Raw genomic sequence first — 19,672 nt, 5'->3', positions numbered from 1 at the left:
AACAAATGACGCCGGCGGTCGTCCAGCAACTCCTTGCGATCGTCTTGCGGCACATGTCGCCCGACGACTGCGCCCGGCTGGCCGCCGAACTCCGGAAACGATCGCGCGCCGGCATGGCACGGCAGCAGGCCGGTCTGATCCGCGCTTATCGCTTTGATTGGTGCGGCGATCTCACCGATCGGGGCGCCGCTCGGCAGATTGAGCGCGACCTCGCACGCTTCGCTGAAAGCCCGCTGCGGAACAGGGTCGTACCGGACAGTTCGGACCGACGGCGTGCTGATCTATTCGAAATTTTGTCGCACGGTCCCATTCTGGGGTCAGAGCGTATCCGCCAAATTCTCCGCGCTGGGTAAACCTTCGCACTTTTGATTACCCGCAAATCAAAGCACTGCTGATACCGCGGGGCGTACTGGCGCCGTTGCGACCGGGATCGAACCGTAGCTTTTGAGGTGCACCGTGAGAACAGCAGCAGCATTGGCGGCGTCACGCCCGGATCCGCCCGAGACCGACGCAGCGACGATCTCGCACTCCCCCGAATACGCGGTCGCCCTGGAACGCTGGCGAGGGAAGCGCGCTGAAATGCGTGCGCTCAATTCACGAAAGGAAGATCTGACGGTGGCCATTCATCTGGCCTCAGTACCGCGGCCATTCCCGGAACGGGTAAAGCCTCTGAGCGAAAAGCACGCGGAACTTCTCCGGCAAATTGAGCGCAACCCCCGCCGTGTCCAGATGGAGCTCGAAGATGTCACCGACAAGATTCTAGAATCGCAGCCAGAGTATTCTGCCGAACACGAGTTGCTCGAACAGGCAAAGCGACTAGAAGCGGGACGCATCGCGGCGCTCTTTCGCGGGCGACATGTCACTGCAGTACGATCGCTGATTTCGGCGGTGGAGCAACTCAGCCAGGCGATTGAATCCGAACGCGCCGTACGACGAGAGTTCGCCCGTGTATCACCCGAACCGGTTAGCGCTGCCTTGTTCGACTGGTCAAGCGATCTGAGAGGAATGTCTTTGCTCGAATGGCACAGCGTTGCGGCGACCTGGGCGCGCCGCATTCGGCAATCGGATATTCTAAAATGAGTGCATTGGATCCGCTTCGGGACGCGCTGCGATGCGTGGCCGGCCAGTTGGTCGCGCTGGACCAACGTCATGCACCGATGTTGACCAATATAGTTGCCGAATTGGCACAAGGCATCGACGTATCGGACCAAACGTTGAAGGGGTTGGGCCGCGGCGAATTCGAGTCGTTTTCGTTCCGGTCAGCGCCGCAGATGGTGCCGCTCGCGGGCGGCTCGGGAAAGTCGTTGGCCATCGTGTCCGTCAAAGGCTTAGCATTATACGAGCTCGATTTTCCTCCGTACGCCTTCTCGACGCGGGTATTGGCGCAAACCCTGACGGAGCTTTCAGAAGACCGCTCGGTCGGTGCGATTGTGCTGGATCTGAATACACCGGGCGGCCAAGTCACCGGCACTCCAGAAGCCAGTGATGCGGTCTGGGCCGTAGCTAAACGGAAACCGGTCGTTGGGATCGTTAATCCACTTTGCGCCTCGGCCGGTTACTGGATCGGAAGCCAGTGCTCGAAGCTGATCGGGGTCCCCTCCGGTGACATCGGCTCGATCGGCGTCTTCATGTGCCACGTCGACTATTCTGGAGCCCTTGCTCGAGCCGGTGTGAAAGCGACTTTCATTTTTGCCGGTGAACACAAGACTGAAGGCAACCCAACGGAACCATTGAGTGATAAGGCTCGAGCCTTCCTCCAATCCGAAGTCGACCAGACCTACGCAGACTTCCTGGCCGCCGTCGCTCGCGGGCGAAACACGAGCAGCGCTGTCGTCCGGTCCCAATTCGGAGGCGGTCGCTGCTTCTCGGCGCCCGTCGCGAAACGAGTCGGAATGATCGACGAGATCAACACGCCAAGTCTAGCTCTGCAGTCGGTCGCGTCGCTGGGTCGGATGATTGCATTTGTGGCACCGCTCCAAATGACCGCCGAGGCCAGACGCAGGCGACTTGCCCTGGAGGCGATGTCATGAACCTGATCGCCACCGCCCGAAGTCATCTGCTCCTCGAGCTCGGCAGGTCTGCACCGCGGGATCCCGTGCTGGCGGCCGTGCAGCGTCAAAAGCTGGCAAAGCTCCGCGCCGAACTGCAGTTCGAAAAGAACCGAGCCACGTTTCTCAGGCGTTGGCGTGCGATGGGTCGTCCCGTTCTGCATCCGAGGGCGCCATGATCGGCAGTGTCTCATACTACAACTCGAGCCGGCGCTTCGTGCTGCTGACGCCTGTCGGCAAGTCGCGCGAATACGACATTTTTGGATGCGATGTTTGGTTTTTCGTGGCCGGGCTCGGTGCTCCCTATCTTGGACAGATCGTTGAGTTTGAAGTTTCGCCCGACACCAACGGAAAGATCGAGGCTGTCAAGGTTCGGGCCATACGACTGCAGCCGCCAATCACCGAGCCGGGTATAAAACTCTGTGGTTCCATTGATGGCGGCGCTGCGGCCGGCGGCCGCGAAAGTTCTCCTTCCGCGGCCGCCGGCAATAGCCCGAGGGCCGCCTGATGTCCGGAGTAGCCCTCTCATCTTTGCGAGTTTCGTCGGACTTCGACGCGTCCGCCTATATCCGCGGTGCTGCCCAAATGGTGGCTGCGGACCAGCAGATGATACCGTCGAAAAAGGTCCGACGAACGGCCATCAAATCTAGGACGGCTCTCGTAGCGCGGAACTCCGAAGTTAGACATTCAGACTCAAATTTCAGAGAACCTGCAAAGTGCGGTTGAAATATGGGAGGTAGACAACTGAACGGATACAAGCACATACTGATGAAAGGATATTGCTGGCGGAGGGCATGAGGATGGCACGGAGATGGCTACTCGGAATTGGACTTCTTGCGATTGGATCAACGACGCCAGCAAATGCGCAGATCGTCCCAGCGAATGAGCAAGGAGGTCGATACCTGGCCGCGAGCGTACCCGAGCCAGTGCGGGTTGACTTCTATGCCGAGCAACGCGCTGCAAAGCGGAAGAATGCACCGCGCATCGTGTTTGTACCAGGCATCCTCGGTTCTAAGATTGACGAGTGCCGAACCGATGGCAGTCAATGTAAAAATATTTGGGGAACAGCCGGGGCCGTTGGCCAGCGCGACCTTGATTTGAGTATTCGATCTGATCGGAAGTACCGCACCGATGTTGTGGACAACATTTTTTTTAACGACATTTACGGCACTACACTCGACTTCATTAGGGAACAAGCGTTCCCGTTAGTCGCTGACGAAGCGAACGACCCGCTTCTGACAATTTTTCACTATGACTGGCGACAGTCGAACGGCGATAACGCCAAGCTTCTGAAAGATAGAGTCTGCACCGTACGCGCCAACGCTAAAACGTCACCGATCATTATTATCGCCCACAGTATGGGCGGCCTTGTCACCAAGGTGTGGACAGCACGTCATGCCAATGAAAATTGCCCTGACGGCGTCAAGCCGGATGTCACGCAGATCGTCTTTGTCGCAACTCCGCACCTAGGATCTCCCAAAGCGATCAAAGCGATCGCAGAGGGCTACAACATATTGTTTGACGAACTCACAGGCCTGAAACGCTATTTGGGAATATTTGAGCGAAACTATCTGCTCGATGCGGTTAACCAAGCTGGAATCTCGTTCCCTAGTATCTATGAAATGATGCCCATACGAAGTAGCGAGTATTGCAACAAGAAAAAGCCAGCTCTGCTAAAAGCAGCAGTGCCTGTCGTGGATGACGATGGCAACCCACTAAATCTTTTCGATGTTGATACTTGGCGGCGCTATGATTTGCTTCGTCGCATCGGATCGGCGCCGGTTCGCAAAAGTTACTACGACAATGAGCTCGCACCGATGCTCCATCGTTCAGAGCAGCTGCTGTGCGAGATCGCGGATTTCGACCCGTCGCAGACTACTAATGTAGTCTATCTTTTCGGTCGACAGAATGCGCCGGGAACCTATGGTAGATTCCAATTTCGCATAAAGACAGCGGGTATCTTTAGCTCAAGCGTCGTTCAAGGTGACGGCACGGTGCCCATGTATAGCGCGCAAAACTTCCTCGTCAGCAGCACGTCGCAGACGGAGGAAGTAGAGGCCGATCATACGTCGATTGTCAAAAGCGAACCCCTACGCAAATTTATCCGCGCCCTGTATGGTAAAGCTGTCAAGAGCGCAGCCGTCCAAATAGCTGGCGCGAACGAACAATATGCCTCGCTACTGGTTGCCGAGGCGGTAGGCACCGGAAACTTGATACCTGTTTCGCTTGATCCTAAGGCATGGTCTCAAGGCGATGAGGAAGTCGCTATCAAAATTAACACAAGGGCGCTTGATGCCTTGGGTTACAAGACCGCCGCCGTGGCAGACCAAGCAGCACGAACCACAAATGCCGCGGAACGTATGCGGCTTTACGCGGTGGCGGCATCGAGCACAAAGGAAGTATCAGAGCGCTTGCCGTTGGTCGCGGAATTGGCGCGCTCGGCCTACGGTGCTGGTCAGTTTAAGGACGCTATTGGTACTGCGACGTTCATCACCACGACAGCTGAGAGCGCGATACCCGCGACCGACCCGAAGAGAGAAGTCCTACTCAAGGTGGCACGAGAAGTGGAGGGATGGGGTTATCTGCGAAGTGGCGAACTAGGAAAGTTTAATGAAGTCGCATCTTCTTATGCAACAAAATACAAGGTTAGAAATAGCGATTTCAAAGAACCGCTTTTTGCGACGACCCGTCGTGATGAAGAGACAGCATGGAGTTTCGACGAGTTCCGGCCTGTCATCAAATTGCTACAACGATAACGAGCGCAGTCAATTGCGGCCACCGCGAGTTAAGCTGCTATGAAATTGTCTAATGCGATGATCACCCGGTTGTCGCCAATACCTCGATCACGCTGAATTCGGCCGGATGCGTGACGCTGTCGGGCGCCTCGACCGTCACCGTCTTCTCAAGGGGCTACGGTACCGGAAGAAATTCGAGCACCGTTGGCGCCGGCGACTGCCGCGGCCGTGCGCTCGCGGGTCGGGATCGTGATGATCCAGGCTCATTCGCGAACCGATTGACCACAAGTTGGTTCGGTGCAAATTCCGCGATTCTCGGAGTTGCGGGGGGCGCGGAAAGTCGACCCTTAAGGCGGCCCAAATTCCGCAGATCACATCATCAAACGCGGTCCAGCCGATCAATGTGACCCTGACGTCTTATGTCCGCTACTCGGGGAGTGTCCCTGTCGAACAGTCGCTTCAAAACGGGATTGGCGGTTTCGGTTCTACAAATCCCATATCTGACGGCGCTCCATCCGCTCCCGGTAACAATAGTATCGCCGTGACCTCCAACAATACGGGCGGCGCCGCGCACGCGATCGCATCTCCCATGCTAGTAGCCGACTGCATTGTTAGGGTGACGCCGTGGACGAGGCTTCAGCAGCGCGGGCGTTTCATTTGCTCGCGTTAGGCCGTACTTCAACGGCCGGCCAACATACAGGCATTCGCAATGTCAAAATCGAGGATGGGAGGACCAAATCCATCGGCCAAAAACTCAAATGGAGGGATACGACGCTCAGTATCAAAATCGCGCGCTTTCAATTCACAATTCTTGCGTGTCTTGTTGTCGACGTACTCGTCAAGTTTTAGATACTTTGCCATCGCAGCACTTTTTGCAGCGACGCAGGCCTCCACGTCGGAAAATGGCCGCTTATTTTTCAACCCGGTTGCTGCGCAAATGGCGCGAATTGCCGTCCGATTGTGAACCAAAAACTTGCTGACTCGGTGACCCTGTTTGACGGTTTCGGGTGAGACAGCGGGTTCTCCAGCACGCTTCTTCCGCTCTGCTTCGACCTTTGCGCCTTTTTGAAAGTCGGCCATCTTCGATCTGGCGTCGTCCTCACCCAACTTATATGCTTCTTGGATTGCGCGATCATAGTCGGTTTCTTGTGCCGACGCTGGCCCCAGAACGACAGCACAAACAAACGTGAACAAAAGAAATCGAGTCGATGGCTTCATCGTTCAGCTACTCCGCGATCGGAATGACGTTATCATCGCTCGCTAACATCCGTGTTGATCGCGCAGTGCGATGTCCGGGTTGTCCCATGAACGCCGCGTCAGCAGCGGGCGCCCGCGCCATCGCTTTGGTAAGAAAAGCGCGCTCGCTCATGTGGTGGGCGGACGCGCTGCCTTCATGAATTCAAGCCCGAATGCCGTCAATTGGTAGCGCGCAAAGCTGCGCGACCCCGTTTGGAAAGCGCCAGGAGACCCTATTGGTTCTTGGTTTTTGAACTGCTGAATGGATGCTAGGCCCAGCTTTTCCAGATGCTCCATATAGATTTGGATCTTGTTTGGATTCCTCAACTCGTTTCTTGGCAGTTCGTCTAATTCCACTTTTGGATTTGAGAACCGATTTGTCTCGCGATTGTAATCGAGGGTGTATTGATAGAGGTAATGATCATCTAGTTTTGCGTAGATCGATTTGAGGATGATCGCTTCGTCCATTGAAAGCTGCTTTATGAGCGGAGCGTATGCGGGGTGAACTCCGTCGGCCGCCTGCCTGTCAAAGGCCTTTGACAGCAGTTCATTGTACATTTCGGTGATCAGCGTTTCCTCCGGCTCATATTTTATTGCCTCGAGGACGGGACCTAAAATTTGGGGCGCGGGAAGAACGCGCCGCTCCTCCGGTATCCCCCGCACCGATCGATCCAAGAATTTGACATAGCGATCTTGCAAAGCTGCGGTGAACTGTAGCGGAGCCAGGGCCAGGCGAATGGTTTTCACGAAATCCGTTAGCGCCGAACCCGTTTCACGGACTGCTGGGGATAGGCCGTCGTGATAGGCTTCTTTGATCGGAACCTGCTTGACTAGTTCTGTCGCAACAGCAGTTGCTAGATCTGTCTCAGTCGCCATGGAAGGCACCTTTCGATGTTTTTTTATCAGCCTGGCTTCTGAGGCTTGCCGAGGGTGCTGGAGCGTATTCCCTCGACGATTTGGAGAGCCTTGGCCGCGTGCGCGGGGTGAGCCTGGTCCCCGTACTTCAACGCGATTTGCTCAACGAGATTGGCGGCATCATCAAAGCCCGCGCTCAGCGCCTCCTTGATCTCCGGCGAGAGGGCAGCCAACCGCGGCAGGATACCGAATAGGATCGATTGGAGGGCTAGTGTCTCGCCAGCCAACGCGTGAACCTCGTAGAGCGGATCCATTGGGTTTTTGTCGGCCATCACTTCCCCTTCGCCTTCAGCCCGAGCTCGACAAGCCGACGGATAGCCTCTGAGCGATTTGGTTCGTCGGGCTGGTCAGCAGACCACTTCTCTATCGCTTTGGTGAGGTCTGGCGGCAATCGCAAAGCCGTTAGAGGGTCTTTGCCCGTAGCCGGCCGCCCACGCTTCTTTTTGGGTATAACCTTATTTGACTTCGCCATATAACTGTATAACCTAAAATAAAGCCAGAGGGAAGGTTGCGACGATGGAAGGACACCGCCTAATTTGGACGCCTGACGGCCCTCGTTTCCTGAGTGCACCGGAATTCCTCTGCCAAAGCTTTACCTGTGACGCGGATCCGCCGGATGGTCCGGTGCGGGATGCGCTCGAGCGCGCAATCGAGGCCAATCTCGAAGATCCTATTGTCGACCGGTTCATCGCTTTCCTGGACGGGCTGGACGGCGACGTCGAACTCGAGCCCAGCATGGGTAATCTGCCGCCAAGGGTGGGGGACGAAACAGAAGATTGCGGCGATGACGAATACGCCCTCGGAAGTCTCGACGCACTCGCCGATCAAAGCGAGTGGGCAACGGATCGTGGCGGTCATCTTCGGATTGATATCGACCGGGAACTGGATGCGGCGGAATAGCCCGCCGGTTCATGCCGGCGGGCACCCTCCATTTTTCGGCTTATCAAGGCTTCGTCGGCTCGCCACGCTTGATGCCGGTGCCGCTGCAATGCGGGCAGGGTCTATATGGCGGCAGTAGGTGGCCGAACTTCGCCGGTGTCACTTCAACCTTCTGGCCGGTTCCGAAGCAACTCTTGCAATTCACAGCGTCTGACATAGTCATCTCCTGATTCGCGCCCGGGATGGGCCGCGCCGGGATGTGATCAGGCCTGCATTATTTAGCGACGCACCAACCGCGCGCGGCGGTCACTGGTCTCGTTTCAGCCTCCGCTTCCCCCAATGATGCTCCTTGGCATCGGGATTGAACTGTCGAACTTCATGGCGATGCAGCGCCTTCAGCGTAGCCATCCGCGCCAAGAACATCCAGGCGATACCGCGCTCCGCTGCGTAGGTCAGCAGCTCCGCCGCGGTGGTGACAGCAGGCATGTCGCGCTCGGCTTCCGGCACAGTTTCGGCGAGATAGGCGACTGCCTCGCGCAACGTGCGCAGCTGTGTTCCATCTGGCGCCATGATCGGTTCGTCAAACGCTCGCTGCCAGCCCTTATCCGCCACTCTCGTTCGGCTCCTGGCACTATGGTGGCGGTGGCGTCCAAAGAAACCCCAGCGCGATCACCGCGAGCAGCCCAACGATAACGACGGCGGTAATCGCACCGGCTGTTATCTTGGCCATTTCATTCTTAACGGGCACCGGCGACCTTTTTCACGACCTGATATCCGTTGACCGCGAGATCCTGAAGGATCGCTTTGGCGACGTGCTTGCTCTGATCCGGCGCGATCCATTCATAGTCGAGATTGGGCCCGCCATCGCCTTCGGGATATTTGATGAAGGCGGTGTGGATGGAGTTGGTAATGAGAATTTCGACCGCTTGGTCTGACATGCCGCCTCCAAAGTGTTTGCACCCAAAATATGCTTGTAACTCTTCAGCAAATTACTGTCATAGGTCTATGTTTTTTTCGTTTTGGCGAGTGCGACGCTCGATGGGAGCGGTTGCACCATCTGCGTGCGCGCCGAAGAATGGCCTTCACCAGCGCCTGCTGAGTCTCGAAGCGCTGCCATCGGTACCGCTGCCACGACTGGTCCGAAAACTTGACGGAACGCTCGGTCACCTTGCCTGTCTCAAACAGGAGATAGTCGCGCACGGTCCTGTGATCCTTCATCACCCTGATTACGACAATCCATCCCGGTGGCAGATAGGTGCGCCGGTTAAATGCCCAGCGTAGCGCGTGCGCCTCGCTCTTTGGCGTCAGCTCGCGTGCGACGCGAAAAGAGACGCCACGCGACTTGTTGATGAGGAAGCAATCGCCGGCACTGTTGGTATCGACGCGTGCCTCGGACTTTTTCAATGTGGCGGCGACGTCAGCGGTAATTTGCGAGAAGACAATTGACCAGTGACGCTGGGAATCCATCCAGTCATAGTCGCGTTTTGGAGTATGACCAATGAGGGCATATGCCTTTCTGAGCGTGCCGAAATAGTCCATGAACGTATGCGACGATGGTAGGCCCGGCGTGTCGTTGATGATCTTGGCGGTAAGACGGCCGTGTTTGTGGAGGGCGCGCCGCAAGCCCACCAACATTTCTTCCCGCGGGAGGCTGACCCATCGTCCCTTCATCTTTTCCTGGACTTGCGCAAAAAGGTTTGGATCGATGATAGCTTTCAGCGCATTGGTGCACCTGACCCATTTGTGCTGTGGGTTGTGCACGCGCTTCTGCTTGAGGTGACAAGATTGGCGGTTAAAGACGAGATTTCCGACATAGATCTCATTCTGGAGAATCCAGTGCACGGTCATGCGGTTCCACGGCTTGCCTTTGTTGTTTGGAATGCCCTTCTGATTTAGCTCTCTGGCGATCTGGGTCTCAGATCGCGTGGTGAGAAAGCGGTCGAAAATCCATCTCACTGTTTCGATCTCTTCGGGCGCGCCCGGTTGGAGCTTGACGCGGTCGGTGTGCAGATATTTGCGCTCACCGCTTTTCAGATGCAGTTTGAATTGCGCGTTTTCGTCGATGAGCGTCCGGCTGAGACCGTAGTTGGCCGGGCCGCCTTGCTTAAAGCCAAGGCTGGCCAGCCGGCACTGGCCCGCATGAACTTTTGCCGACAGTTCCCGGCTATACTCCGCAGCCATCACCCGCTTGAGATTTTTCACAATGCTGGACAGGAGGCTGCCGTCGTTGTCGAACTGCTCCGCGCAATAGGAGATCTTTACTCCTGCCCTCCTGCAGAGATATTCGTAATGCGCGCTTTCATCGACGTCCTGGAAGCGGCCCCAGCGGCTCACGTCATAGACCAGAATGTGACCGAAGTCCGCGTGGCGGAGATCGCGAAGCAGGCTCAGCAGACCCGGCCTGTTCTTGAGTTGCAGGCCGCTTTCTCCGCGGTCTCGGTAGGTGCGCACGATCGCCAAGTTGTGAGCTTGGGCATAGGCCGCGATCGCCGCGGCCTGGTTCACTAGGGAATACTGCTGCAGGTCGGTTGACATGCGCACATACTGTGCGGCGCGAAGCGCTCTCATGCGCTCCGCCAGTTCCGCCCCCCTGCGCACGACAAGCGACTTGCCCATCAGCGGATGTCCGGTTGGCCAATGGGTTTTAGCAAATTGTCGACATGGGAACAACGCTAGCCGCCAAGCTTGAGCCAGGCCTGGAGAGCCAGCGCGGCGACAAGGAAAGCCGACGCCAGTAGGCCTAATTGCCCCGGCCGACGTCGTGCAAAATAAAGACTGATCACGGTGATGAAGGCCGCTAGTTTGCGGCCGAACGCCCGTTCCAGGCGAGGAGCATTGGCGAGCACAATTCCCACTTCGGATTCGTTAGACATGGTTTCTCCTCCGGCACATGCGATTGCAAGGCCGCTAATCAGTTGCTGAGGTAGGGTCAAAAAAATGCCGCCCCGGGGCAACCGAGCGGCATTGAATAGATGGACCACTGATTTGCCCGACGGGGCAAGGGGCAGTTTCTGGAAATTCTGAGGGGATTCCGGCTGGCGGTTTACGTGACTTTTTCGCAACGATACCCTAAGGTTGAGCTGCCAGTGTTGCTTTCGGGGGTAAGGGATGCGTTTTCTATTCGCAACGGTTGTCTTACTGCTTGGCCCCCTTTTGGCGGGTTGTCTCTCCAACAAGACTGCGATTGACGCGTACGACGAATGCTCTGCCCGGAGCCTGCCATTCCGTGAAATGATCGCGTGCGGAAAACAGAAGAGAATTGCAAACTGCCAGGGATCGTTTGATGGATGCTCTGCCAGCGGCAATGCAGTCATGGCATACGGGGATAGCCTCGCCACTTCTGTCGAACGACGTGAGATGACGGAGAGCGAAGCGCAACGACGTTGGATCGATTTCCGAACATCTCAAGGCCAACTTGCAGCCCAGCAAGCCGCGAGCGGACCCCGTACGTGCATTCGAAGCGGCGACACCGTCACCTGTCATTAGCGACGAAAACTTCGCGCTTATTCATGCCAGTACCCGATCTTCTTTATCCGCGCCGCGCGCGACAATCTTCAGCGCATCATCCGCCAACGGTCGCTGCAGCACCTTCGCCTCGTCCCAAGGCGCGCGCATCCAGATGTCGCGTTCTTCGTCGGTCTTCAGGATCACCGGCATGGCCTTCGGGTGAATCGGTTCAACGACCGCGTTCGGCGCGGTCGTCAGGAAGCCATAGACCAGATGCGGGCCGGGTATCGGTTTGGACTTCGTGCCCCGGTCACCCTTGAATTCGGTCCAGATGCCCCCGAAGGCGAACAGCGGCCGGTCATCGTTGATGGCGAACCAGACGACGTCCTTCTTCTTGGTCTCAGGGTTTGGCTCCGGCGCGTACTCGGCGAAGCTGTTCACCGGCACCAGGCACCGGCTCTCCGGCTTCAGCCAGCCACGCCAATGCGGGGACGACGTGTTGCGGATGTTGGTGACCGGCGGGCCGCCGAACTTCGGCGGCGGCGGCATGCCCCAACGCATCGAGACCAGCTCGGTGCCGTGATCCGTATTGCGGACCACCGGCGCGGGATAGTCGGGGAACACGCCGGGCATCGGCGGCAGGTTGCCAATGTAGCGGTTCACGACGCGAAACAGGGCGGCGATGGCGGCTTGGTTGGTTGTGATGGAATAGAGGTTACACATCGCGAGCTTGCTTTAACTTCTGGGGCAGCACCATCACGATAGGTATCTCGCGTTTAAGAATGGCACCCGCGATGGTCGAGATATGCAAGGCGAACGTCTCCTCTATCTCCGCTGCTCGATACTCATCCGCAGCGTATGCGTACAGAACAGTGCCATCGAACTCATCGAACTGAATGCCTCGAAAAAGTCGATCGAAGTTATCGGCCCCAACAATCAGGGCCATGCGGGCGGCTATTGCTTGATCTTGAACGAGTGAAATCTTCATCGTTCTCCTGGCCACCACTTTGAGGGAGGATCTGTCGCAGATATCTTGGTGGGCCGCAGCGCGATCAGATGGCTGCGCTTGTACGGATGGCGTCGGACTTCGGAACAGTCTTTGCAGCGCATGTAGCGCTCGAGCTCGTGAATTGGCGTCGCCTTAGGCCGGCGCACGACGTTCAGCGCAACTGTCTGGTGAGTATTACAGCCGAGGCATTTGACCTCAAGATAGAGGTAACCGGCGTTGAGGGCGTCGCCAAGCGCAGGGGAGGGCTGGGCAGGGCCCTGAAACCCAAGCATGCGCATATTCCAGGCTCGACAAGCGATCTCATCAGCGGCCTTCCGCGCGCGGGCGGCGTCCTCCGCCGCGGCCCTGATGGATGCGCCATAGATCGTCTCACGTGACTTGGTGCCCATAGGCCAAGAATGCGCCCGGGTAGCCGGTATCGGCAAGCCGCTAGGGCTTGCGGCTAGCTAAGTGCTGAGCCCCAATTCAGATCGGTATATCCAGCGGCCTGAAGTTCTTTGAGCAAATCGGTTTTCCATGCGCCTCGATCATCGACTGCTGTATAAACGACGCCCGCGAAATCCGAAGGAACTTCGACTTCTCCCTTACGCAAGGCGCAGACGTGCGACCTTCCAAGTTTTCCCGCAAACCAAAACATCTCACCGATAACGTTTTGTCGTGCTCGCGGTTGGAGTTGTTCGGGCGTCGGACCACCAACATCATCGGGCGTTAACAGAACCACAGCAAACCCTGCGGCCGCACCATGCTTTTCAAACTTTTCGATAATGGTGCGGCCACCGTTTGGCTGCTCGTGAAGGACGACTGGATTCAGACCAGCGCGTCGTAGGACGTCGGAAACTTGGTTTTTGAACTGAACGTCATGGCCGTGAACAATAAAAATGTCGCGGGACGGCTCCTGACGCGTCGTCTCTGGAACTGCCTCCATGAGAGTTAGTTGGCCGGCTGACCCATCCTGCTCGATCTGATCGGCAATTTGCTCCTCGAAAGATTTGATGGCCTGATTGAGCAACACTAGCGCTCGTGCCTTCCCTCGCACTAAGCCTTCGATCACCTTGTGATGCGGCGTGCCGTTCATGTTGATTCCGGCGGTATCGAGAGTCGCTGCAGGGCGGTAGAGCCGCCCGGTGGGCGTATCGTGTCCAAACGTCTGTGAAAGAGCTTCGGCGATCGAAGCTTCCAAAGCGTCGATGTTGGGATCACGTCGATCAGTGACCTTTTCCGGCTCGAATGCCTCAACATCCTTTATGCGCCTGTGAAACCGGGCAATGCCCGCACGCATTTCGGCTGGCGAAAGCCTAATGTCTTGAGGAGCAGGAGGAGGTTTTTTGGCCAAAGTATCGGATCCCAAAAGCTAGGGCTGTTGCTAGGGCTGGATTGCTTCGCTTAGAAATAAGTCCAACGTATTCAATGAGTAGAAGGCTTCCTCTGGCGGAAGGGGTGGGATTCGAACCCACGGTACCCTTGCAGGTACGCCGGTTTTCAAGACCGGTGCCTTAAACCACTCGGCCACCCTTCCAAACCATTGTTATCGCTGTCGAAAACAACTTCGGAAGAATGGGCAAAAAGCCCGTTGCTACTGAAATTGCTACTGAGGTTTCTGAGCTGCCAGCGACAGGCGCCTTATAGCAGGGCCGAACGCCAAGTCGAGCCGGGCCGCTGCATCTTCCTGCAACGTGCCGATGACGTGGGAGTAGAGGTCGAGGGTGATCGCGATCGAGGAATGTCCGAGGCGCTCTTGCACCACCTTGGGATGGATGCCTTCCACCAGCAGCTGGGTGGCATGGCTGTGCCGCAGATCATGAAACCGCAGCCGCGGCAGATCCGGTGAGCGCCCCATCAGGTAGGTGAACTGATGGGTGAGGCTGGTCGGCTGCAAGACCTGGCCATCCTCGCGGCAGCACACCAGCGTCTCACCGGTCAGCCTGACGCCCAACCGGAGCAGATTCTCGGCCTGCTGGCGCTTCAACCTGCGCAATTCTTCGACGGCAAAGGCGGGCAGGGTGACGGCGCGGGCCTGCTCGTTCTTGGGCGCCTTGAATCGCAAGCCCGCCTTGGTCTGCTCGACACTTTCGACCACCCGCAGGGATGCCCGATCAAGATCGACATTCTTCCAGCGCAGCCCCAGCACCTCGCCGCGGCGCATTCCAGTCGCAAGCGCCATCAGCACTGGCCAGTAGGTGTGGGTGTGCTTGATGGCGCCCAGGAACTCTGCCGACTGCTCGGCGGTGAACACCGCCATCGGCTTGCGCTCGACCTTCGGCAGCCGTTTCTTGAACACGTCGGCCGGGTTGCGGGCCAGCACCTGCTGCTCGACCGCGCGCGACAACGCCGAATTCAGAATGCGATGGATATGCCGGCGGGTGCGGGGTGCCAAAGGTCCTTCCTTGCCGTCGCGCCGGCCGCCGGTGGCCCAGCTGTTATAGGCCTTCTGGATGTTGGACGGCGTCAGCTTGGTGAGCGGCAGGTTGCCTAGCGCCGGCGTCAGGTAACCATCGACCACCTCGGCGTATCGTTCGTAAGATTTGGGAGCGACTTCGCCCCGTACGGTGGCGAGCCAGTCCGCCAGCCACTTGGCGACGGTGATGCGGTTGGGGTCGACGTGCTCGCCGGTATCGAGGGTGCGGAGGCGGCGGCGCAGTTCGCGCTCGGCATCCTTGCGGGTACCGACGACGGTCGCGGTGGCGTAACGGTCCTTGCCGGTCGCTTTATCGGTCCCCAAGCTATAGCGGATTTCAAATGATTTTGGCGAGCGTTGGCGGATATGGCCAGTCGGACGCATCGTTAGGATCCTTTCGTTCGCTTGCGACTGTTAAACTCGATCCGGTGCGCGTCTGAACAGAATCGAGCGTCGAGGCGGCGGCCAGAACTCGACCCCACCTCGAAAACCTGGCGGCAGCTAAGAAGCTCGCAGGTACGAAACAAAGCTTGACCGGCCACCTTCTGCCCAAGCTGCAACCAAAGCCCGTCCATCAATGAATTTGCGGTCAAAACCATGCGAAAGCCGTGCTCACGGTCGCTCGCTAAACAAATTTCACCAAGCGGCTCTTCGTCGAGAGCCTCCGCGATTGAGCGAGCAAGGGACGGCGGTGTTCGTCGCCATCCTTTACCGCTTTGGCCGAGAATATCGCGAAAAAGCTTGGCTGTTTCGAGATGAGGATCAACGTCCTCTCCTTCAAGTATTGGCCTGTTTTTGATCTTCGTAAGGCGGCCTTCGGCGAACCCCATGATCTCGGCTCCCAAGGCGATCGGTCCTGTGTAACCGTCTAGATCAACATCAACGCCGTAAGCCGGCACATTCAACAACCCATACTCCTCAACAAACTGCATCAACGAGTCGACCGACGTCACGGAAGCGAAAGCCGACAAGGCGCAGTCGTTCTCTAAGGGTGAGGACGGGAGGAGTTTTCCACCGTTTCCAATAATGCGCGTTCCGTATTTTCCATAGTCATTAAAGCGGTAACCCGCTGAATCTTTGAACCAATTTAAATGAAGTTTCAGAGGGTACATCGATGTGTTGCCTGTGTGACGGATAAGCTACATTATCCGATACAAACAGGGATCGCAAGTGAGTAAGAAGGTCAGCAGCGCAACGATTGGTGACCAAATGAAAGCCAAGTCTGAATTCCTCGAAACACAAGAGCCTCTCACGTACTCGATCCCCTTTGCCGGCAGCCTGGTTGGAATTGGGAAGAACGCCAGTTACGCAGCCGCCCGTCGTGGCGAGATCCCAACAATCCGTTTCGGAAAGAAGCTGCGCGTACCCAGAGCGAAATTCCTGCGGATGCTTTCAGGCGAGGAAGAGGTCGCACGTCCGCAGACGCTGAACGATGCGGATACATCATCTGCCGTCAATTTGCGTGCGCTGGCGCGAGGCAGGAGCGAAAAATCGTGAGCGGTGAGTTGAAGCGCGTCTGCCCGTTGGTCATTCAGAACTGGGCCTCCGACGTTCCTGATTTTTCGGATGGTTTTGCGGCGAAGAACAATGCCGCCGCCGGCCAGCAGCCGTCGTTGACCGCGGAGAAAGGGACCTTGGCCGCTGATAATGTAGTTCACTCCGAAACATTTGAAGCGGACAATCTCTCTACCGCCATAGAGCTTGCCAGTGCAGGCGTTGCCGTTTTCCCGGCACGGATTTCCCTGAACACTGCTTCCGGCAAGTGGCAAAAAAAACCAATCATAAGCCAGTGGCAGGAGAGGGCCACGACGGACCACAAGCGGATTCGCTATTGGTGGCGCCTCTTTCCCGATGCTGTTGCCGGCATCGAGCTTGGTCAAGCTGGCCTCGTCGTCATTGATGCCGATCGCCACGGTGGCCCCGATGGCGTCGCAGCATTTCAGCTGCTCGCCACCCAGTTTATTCTGCCGGTCGGTCCCGTCACCATGACAGCCGGCGGCGGCTTTCACTTTATATTCCGGCAACCGATTGGTTCTTTGCTGGGAAACCGACGCGGATCACTTCCCGAAGGTGTAGATGTAAGAGGCGCGGGGGGCTGGATCGTGGCACCCGGAAGCAAGCGGCCCGATGGTTCAAAGTGGCAGCCGCTGGCGGACCATCCGCAGTTGGCGGAGGTCTTCCCCGACGGCGTTCCCCGGCTGCCGCAATGGGTTGTGGACCTCATTCAAAAACGGCCGACGAAGACGACTTTGGCGGCCGAATGCGCCGGCGCGAGTTTCACTACCAAGGCGCAATCGCGCGAGACGAAATATGCGCTCTCGGCGCTCAACGGCAGCGTGGCTGACCTCGCCGCCGCCGGCGTCGGAAGCAGAAATAATGAAGCCAACGCGGTCGCCTATCGCATGGGACGCATGGTGGCGCGGGGTTGGCTTGACCGAGCAGAGGTTTTCGGAGCTATTTTGCAGGCTTGTGACACCAACAAGCTGGTCGCGGACGACGGCATCGATGTCGTCAAGGCCACCATCGAAAGCGGTCTCACCGCCGGCCTGGGCAATCCCCATGGGGACCTTCCGGGGCGGTCCGGCCCTCAGCCGCCCGTATCCCCGACGGACATCAGGTCGCAGTTGAAGTTGGTCGAGGGCGAGCGGATCAGTCAGCCCACACTGTCTTCGTCCATCCCGAAGTCTGATGAGGACGAGATCTCCCGTCTCACTGTACTGAGTGATCTCGATTATCACCGCCAGCGCCTCGTGTCGGCCAAAGGGTTGGGGATCCCCCTAGCCAGCCTCGACAAGCTGGTGAAAGCAGCCAAAGCAATTCCCATCGAGAAATCCGGCCAAGGTCGCGCTCTCGAATTGCGGGAGTATGAGCCGTGGCCTATTCAGGTCGACGGTTCGGCGCTGCTCGATGAGATGGTGGGTGCCGTCCGCAGCTACGTCGTTTTGTCCGCGAACGAGGCGACCGCCGTCGCGCTATGGGTCATGCTTTGTCACGCATTCGATGCGTTCAACATTTCTCCGAGGCTGGCAATTACGTCGCCAGAAAAGCAGTGCGGTAAAACCACGCTCCTCGATGTCTTGAGTTGTTTGGTGCCCCGTCCGTTGCTGACCGCGAATACCAGCGCGTCCCCCATTTTTCGCGCCATTGAACTTTCGCGACCAACCTTGCTGATCGACGAAGCCGACACCTTCTTAAACAATAGCGATGAGCTCCGGGGCATTTTAAACTCCGGACATCGCAAGGGCGGCTCTGTTCTTCGCGTAGTTGGCGACCAGCATGAACCCCGGATGTTCTCGACTTGGACTCCTGCCGCCATCGCCATGATTGGGAAGTTACCCGATACATTAGAGGATCGATCAATTTCGGTGCGACTGCGCCGTCGTCGCGGGGACGAGATTGTGCACCGGTTCCGTCCTGATCGCGCCGACCATCTTGAGCAGATTGCCCGCATGGCAACACGCTGGGCTGAAGACCATTTTCAGCGCTTGGCCAATTCCGAACCATCGATTCCGGAAGCGCTGCATAACCGTGCCGCCGACAACTGGCGTGCACTGATCGCTGTGGCTGACGCGGTTGGAGGTGATTGGCCAAAGCACGCACGCCACATTGCTGAGGAGGCAGCTGCTGCAAAGAACGACCAATCAAAAAGGGTTCTCTTGCTCGGCGATATTCGTGCAGCATTCGATGCTGCTGACACGGATAGGCTTTCGACAGAGGAACTGGTTGAGCACCTGATCGGCCAGGAAGATCGGCCGTGGGCTGAGTGGAGTTCCGGCAAACCGATCAGCAAGGCGGCGCTGTCACGCATGTTGAGTCAGTTCAAAATCTATTCCGGCTCAATTCGTTTGCCCGATGACAGGACACCTAAAGGTTTTTATCGTCGGGCATTTGACGACGCATTTGCGCGGTATTTGCCCCAGGATGCCGCCACAACGCCACAAGGCAAAAGCCAAGGGTATTCCGGAGATCTACAAGGTGCCACGTCAGTATCCTCCGTGGCACATCCGAAAGCGCCACAACTCAATGGCAGTCAGGAAAGTGGCGTTGTGGCGTTTCGCGCGCTTGGTGCACAGACTGACGAGGTTCTGCAGCAAGAACACGTATCGAAGGAGGGGGGAGAATGAAAACTACGGACAACCCTATGAACCAGGCACGATTGGAAGCTCAATTGACCCATTTGCGTGCCGCGGACAGGTGCGGTGCCAAAACCCGAACTGGGAGGGAGTGCCAATGTCCTGCTATTCGTGGACGTGCACGGTGCCGCATCCACGGTGGTCGGAGCCCGGGTGCACCTAAGGGGATAAAAAACGGTAACTACGTCGACGGCACGTTCACCGCTGAAGCTATCGAGGAACGTCGCTGGATCAAGTCGATGGTCGCCACACTTGGTAAGGGGGAGCAACGATGAGCAACAAAGGGGACCTTGCCGCTGTTGCGGCAAACCGGCCGGCGCCAGTCCGCGTCCGGTTGCAGCGCATCAATTCCGATATGTCAAAATCCTGCCCACCAGTCGGGCAACATCAGGAATGGTGGAATAGGCTCAAGGCTGCGATGGGTACAGCATCCAGTGATTTCGTGAACGCGACCTTGGTTCAGCTTCAGGCCGCTGCACGGTTACCGAACACCGGTGTTTCCGAGACCGCGGTTAACTCGGCGCTGAGCCTTATCGAGAATGCCAACCCTCGGGACGAGATGGAGTGCGCGTTGGTCATTCAGATGGCCTGTACGCATTCGGCGGCGATGGCTGTCGTCGGCCGGATCAGTGGTGGTCACGGCAGCGATCGCCACGTTGCAATAATGGCGTCGGCGGCCTCGCGATTGATGCGAACTTATGCAATTCAGGTTGAGACACTTCGCCGTCTCAGGAATGGCAGTTCCCAAATCGTGCGTGTCGAGCATGTCCATATTAGTGAAGGGGCACAGGCGGTAATCGGCCACGTGTCCACCAACTAAAAACAGTGCTCAAGCAGTGCCACGAGGCCACCTTGCACGCTGGCCGGCCGTCGAC

General features: G+C 57.5%; 24 protein-coding genes and 1 tRNA gene. 11 read left to right on the top strand and 14 right to left on the bottom strand.

The genetic code is table 11. The annotated features are described in order from the left end of the window. Positions 1-5: 5 nt before the first annotated feature. From ACSQ84_RS08345 to ACSQ84_RS08320, 6 genes are all read left to right on the top strand, one after another. Positions 6-353: a hypothetical protein gene (locus ACSQ84_RS08345; RefSeq protein WP_436211122.1), complete on the top strand. Its 348-nt coding sequence runs from the start codon at positions 6-8 to the stop codon at positions 351-353. Positions 354-456: 103 nt separating this feature from the next. Then, positions 457-1,080 (top strand): hypothetical protein, encoded by a 624-nt coding sequence (locus ACSQ84_RS08340; protein WP_436211121.1) that lies wholly within the window; start codon positions 457-459, stop codon positions 1,078-1,080. After that, positions 1,077-2,030 carry a S49 family peptidase gene (locus tag ACSQ84_RS08335; protein ID WP_436211120.1) on the top strand — a complete coding sequence of 318 codons (954 nt, stop codon included), beginning with the start codon at positions 1,077-1,079 and terminating at the stop codon, positions 2,028-2,030. Before ACSQ84_RS08340 ends, ACSQ84_RS08335 begins: the two co-directional genes overlap by 4 nt. Continuing rightward, the gene (locus ACSQ84_RS08330; RefSeq protein WP_436211119.1) at positions 2,027-2,227 is read left to right on the top strand and encodes a hypothetical protein; all 201 of its coding nucleotides are present in this window, start codon (positions 2,027-2,029) and stop codon (positions 2,225-2,227) included. The genes ACSQ84_RS08335 and ACSQ84_RS08330 overlap by 4 nt, the downstream gene beginning before the upstream one ends. Continuing rightward, entirely contained in the window at positions 2,224-2,556 is a 333-nt protein-coding gene (locus ACSQ84_RS08325; RefSeq protein WP_436211118.1) for a hypothetical protein, read from the top strand. The genes ACSQ84_RS08330 and ACSQ84_RS08325 overlap by 4 nt, the downstream gene beginning before the upstream one ends. A 292-nt stretch (positions 2,557-2,848) precedes the next feature. Next, the gene (locus ACSQ84_RS08320) at positions 2,849-4,804 is read left to right on the top strand and encodes a lipase/acyltransferase domain-containing protein (protein WP_436211117.1); all 1,956 of its coding nucleotides are present in this window, start codon (positions 2,849-2,851) and stop codon (positions 4,802-4,804) included. A gap of 657 nt (positions 4,805-5,461) precedes the next feature. Here ACSQ84_RS08320 and ACSQ84_RS08315 read toward each other — a convergent pair. From ACSQ84_RS08315 to ACSQ84_RS08305, 3 genes are all read right to left on the bottom strand, one after another. Then, positions 5,462-6,001, bottom strand: a complete 540-nt coding sequence (locus ACSQ84_RS08315; RefSeq protein WP_436211116.1) for a hypothetical protein — start codon at positions 5,999-6,001, stop codon at positions 5,462-5,464. Between the two features lie 147 nt (positions 6,002-6,148). Next, positions 6,149-6,895 (bottom strand): DUF4393 domain-containing protein, encoded by a 747-nt coding sequence (locus ACSQ84_RS08310; protein ID WP_436211115.1) that lies wholly within the window; start codon positions 6,893-6,895, stop codon positions 6,149-6,151. Between the two features lie 26 nt (positions 6,896-6,921). After that, entirely contained in the window at positions 6,922-7,206 is a 285-nt protein-coding gene (locus tag ACSQ84_RS08305; RefSeq protein WP_436211114.1) for a hypothetical protein, read from the bottom strand. 244 nt (positions 7,207-7,450) lie between these two features. Here ACSQ84_RS08305 and ACSQ84_RS08300 point away from each other — a divergent pair, with 244 nt between their 5' ends. Beyond that, positions 7,451-7,834 (top strand): hypothetical protein, encoded by a 384-nt coding sequence (locus ACSQ84_RS08300; RefSeq protein WP_436211113.1) that lies wholly within the window; start codon positions 7,451-7,453, stop codon positions 7,832-7,834. Positions 7,835-8,119: 285 nt separating this feature from the next. Here the strand turns inward: ACSQ84_RS08300 and ACSQ84_RS08295 are convergent, their stop codons facing one another. The 11 genes from ACSQ84_RS08295 to ACSQ84_RS08245 form a co-directional block, all read right to left on the bottom strand. After that, positions 8,120-8,425: a hypothetical protein gene (locus ACSQ84_RS08295; RefSeq protein ID WP_436211112.1), complete on the bottom strand. Its 306-nt coding sequence runs from the start codon at positions 8,423-8,425 to the stop codon at positions 8,120-8,122. Positions 8,426-8,550: 125 nt separating this feature from the next. Next, complete coding sequence (locus ACSQ84_RS08290; RefSeq protein ID WP_436211111.1) at positions 8,551-8,751, bottom strand: hypothetical protein; 201 nt, start codon at positions 8,749-8,751, stop codon at positions 8,551-8,553. Positions 8,752-8,794: 43 nt separating this feature from the next. Beyond that, complete coding sequence (locus tag ACSQ84_RS08285; RefSeq protein WP_436211110.1) at positions 8,795-10,429, bottom strand: recombinase family protein; 1,635 nt, start codon at positions 10,427-10,429, stop codon at positions 8,795-8,797. 56 nt (positions 10,430-10,485) lie between these two features. Further along, positions 10,486-10,686 carry a hypothetical protein gene (locus ACSQ84_RS08280; protein WP_436211109.1) on the bottom strand — a complete coding sequence of 67 codons (201 nt, stop codon included), beginning with the start codon at positions 10,684-10,686 and terminating at the stop codon, positions 10,486-10,488. A 634-nt stretch (positions 10,687-11,320) separates the two neighbouring features. After that, positions 11,321-11,983 (bottom strand): SOS response-associated peptidase, encoded by a 663-nt coding sequence (locus ACSQ84_RS08275; protein ID WP_436211108.1) that lies wholly within the window; start codon positions 11,981-11,983, stop codon positions 11,321-11,323. Continuing rightward, complete coding sequence (locus ACSQ84_RS08270; RefSeq protein WP_436211107.1) at positions 11,976-12,248, bottom strand: hypothetical protein; 273 nt, start codon at positions 12,246-12,248, stop codon at positions 11,976-11,978. Before ACSQ84_RS08270 ends, ACSQ84_RS08275 begins: the two co-directional genes overlap by 8 nt. Further along, positions 12,245-12,658, bottom strand: a complete 414-nt coding sequence (locus ACSQ84_RS08265) for a hypothetical protein (RefSeq protein ID WP_436211106.1) — start codon at positions 12,656-12,658, stop codon at positions 12,245-12,247. Before ACSQ84_RS08265 ends, ACSQ84_RS08270 begins: the two co-directional genes overlap by 4 nt. A 53-nt stretch (positions 12,659-12,711) precedes the next feature. Next, positions 12,712-13,602, bottom strand: a complete 891-nt coding sequence (locus ACSQ84_RS08260) for a TIR domain-containing protein (RefSeq protein ID WP_436211105.1) — start codon at positions 13,600-13,602, stop codon at positions 12,712-12,714. Between the two features lie 93 nt (positions 13,603-13,695). Next, a tRNA-Ser gene (locus ACSQ84_RS08255) sits at positions 13,696-13,785 on the bottom strand. 69 nt (positions 13,786-13,854) lie between these two features. Then, positions 13,855-14,988, bottom strand: a complete 1,134-nt coding sequence (locus tag ACSQ84_RS08250; protein WP_436211104.1) for a tyrosine-type recombinase/integrase — start codon at positions 14,986-14,988, stop codon at positions 13,855-13,857. A gap of 62 nt (positions 14,989-15,050) precedes the next feature. Continuing rightward, complete coding sequence (locus ACSQ84_RS08245) at positions 15,051-15,776, bottom strand: hypothetical protein (protein WP_436211103.1); 726 nt, start codon at positions 15,774-15,776, stop codon at positions 15,051-15,053. A gap of 58 nt (positions 15,777-15,834) precedes the next feature. On the opposite strand from ACSQ84_RS08245, the gene ACSQ84_RS08240 reads away from it, so the two are divergent. The 4 genes from ACSQ84_RS08240 to ACSQ84_RS08225 are packed head-to-tail and all read left to right on the top strand — an operon-like array spanning position 15,835 to position 19,617. After that, the gene (locus ACSQ84_RS08240; RefSeq protein ID WP_436211102.1) at positions 15,835-16,161 is read left to right on the top strand and encodes a hypothetical protein; all 327 of its coding nucleotides are present in this window, start codon (positions 15,835-15,837) and stop codon (positions 16,159-16,161) included. Beyond that, on the top strand, positions 16,158-18,788 hold the full coding sequence (locus ACSQ84_RS08235; RefSeq protein WP_436211101.1) for a DUF3631 domain-containing protein: 2,631 nt from the start codon (positions 16,158-16,160) through the stop codon (positions 18,786-18,788). The genes ACSQ84_RS08240 and ACSQ84_RS08235 overlap by 4 nt, the downstream gene beginning before the upstream one ends. Continuing rightward, on the top strand, positions 18,785-19,072 hold the full coding sequence (locus ACSQ84_RS08230; RefSeq protein ID WP_436211100.1) for an HGGxSTG domain-containing protein: 288 nt from the start codon (positions 18,785-18,787) through the stop codon (positions 19,070-19,072). Before ACSQ84_RS08235 ends, ACSQ84_RS08230 begins: the two co-directional genes overlap by 4 nt. After that, entirely contained in the window at positions 19,069-19,617 is a 549-nt protein-coding gene (locus ACSQ84_RS08225) for a hypothetical protein (protein ID WP_436211099.1), read from the top strand. Before ACSQ84_RS08230 ends, ACSQ84_RS08225 begins: the two co-directional genes overlap by 4 nt. Positions 19,618-19,672: the final 55 nt, after the last annotated feature.

It is taken from the genome of Bradyrhizobium sp. LjRoot220 (assembly GCF_964252915.1).
GTDB lineage: Bacteria > Pseudomonadota > Alphaproteobacteria > Rhizobiales > Xanthobacteraceae > Bradyrhizobium.
Note: the sequence above shows the minus strand (reverse complement) of the source record. Positions and strands in the feature narration are given on the sequence as shown.

What these genes read in the sequence shown, in the direction of transcription:
- ACSQ84_RS08275 (WP_436211108.1), bottom strand. Translation starts at nt 11,983, where the DNA reads ATGTGTAACCTCTATTCCATCACAACCAACCAAGCCGCCATCGCCGCC.
- ACSQ84_RS08285 (WP_436211110.1), bottom strand. Translation starts at nt 10,429, where the DNA reads ATGGGCAAGTCGCTTGTCGTGCGCAGGGGGGCGGAACTGGCGGAGCGC.
- ACSQ84_RS08290 (WP_436211111.1), bottom strand. Translation starts at nt 8,751, where the DNA reads ATGTCAGACCAAGCGGTCGAAATTCTCATTACCAACTCCATCCACACC.
- ACSQ84_RS08315 (WP_436211116.1), bottom strand. Translation starts at nt 6,001, where the DNA reads ATGAAGCCATCGACTCGATTTCTTTTGTTCACGTTTGTTTGTGCTGTC.
- ACSQ84_RS08300 (WP_436211113.1), top strand. Translation starts at nt 7,451, where the DNA reads ATGGAAGGACACCGCCTAATTTGGACGCCTGACGGCCCTCGTTTCCTG.
- ACSQ84_RS08305 (WP_436211114.1), bottom strand. Translation starts at nt 7,206, where the DNA reads ATGGCCGACAAAAACCCAATGGATCCGCTCTACGAGGTTCACGCGTTG.
- ACSQ84_RS08225 (WP_436211099.1), top strand. Translation starts at nt 19,069, where the DNA reads ATGAGCAACAAAGGGGACCTTGCCGCTGTTGCGGCAAACCGGCCGGCG.
- ACSQ84_RS08310 (WP_436211115.1), bottom strand. Translation starts at nt 6,895, where the DNA reads ATGGCGACTGAGACAGATCTAGCAACTGCTGTTGCGACAGAACTAGTC.
- ACSQ84_RS08265 (WP_436211106.1), bottom strand. Translation starts at nt 12,658, where the DNA reads ATGGGCACCAAGTCACGTGAGACGATCTATGGCGCATCCATCAGGGCC.
- ACSQ84_RS08280 (WP_436211109.1), bottom strand. Translation starts at nt 10,686, where the DNA reads ATGTCTAACGAATCCGAAGTGGGAATTGTGCTCGCCAATGCTCCTCGC.
- ACSQ84_RS08345 (WP_436211122.1), top strand. Translation starts at nt 6, where the DNA reads ATGACGCCGGCGGTCGTCCAGCAACTCCTTGCGATCGTCTTGCGGCAC.
- ACSQ84_RS08320 (WP_436211117.1), top strand. Translation starts at nt 2,849, where the DNA reads ATGGCACGGAGATGGCTACTCGGAATTGGACTTCTTGCGATTGGATCA.
- ACSQ84_RS08330 (WP_436211119.1), top strand. Translation starts at nt 2,027, where the DNA reads ATGAACCTGATCGCCACCGCCCGAAGTCATCTGCTCCTCGAGCTCGGC.
- ACSQ84_RS08325 (WP_436211118.1), top strand. Translation starts at nt 2,224, where the DNA reads ATGATCGGCAGTGTCTCATACTACAACTCGAGCCGGCGCTTCGTGCTG.
- ACSQ84_RS08230 (WP_436211100.1), top strand. Translation starts at nt 18,785, where the DNA reads ATGAAAACTACGGACAACCCTATGAACCAGGCACGATTGGAAGCTCAA.
- ACSQ84_RS08245 (WP_436211103.1), bottom strand. Translation starts at nt 15,776, where the DNA reads ATGTACCCTCTGAAACTTCATTTAAATTGGTTCAAAGATTCAGCGGGT.
- ACSQ84_RS08270 (WP_436211107.1), bottom strand. Translation starts at nt 12,248, where the DNA reads ATGAAGATTTCACTCGTTCAAGATCAAGCAATAGCCGCCCGCATGGCC.
- ACSQ84_RS08335 (WP_436211120.1), top strand. Translation starts at nt 1,077, where the DNA reads ATGAGTGCATTGGATCCGCTTCGGGACGCGCTGCGATGCGTGGCCGGC.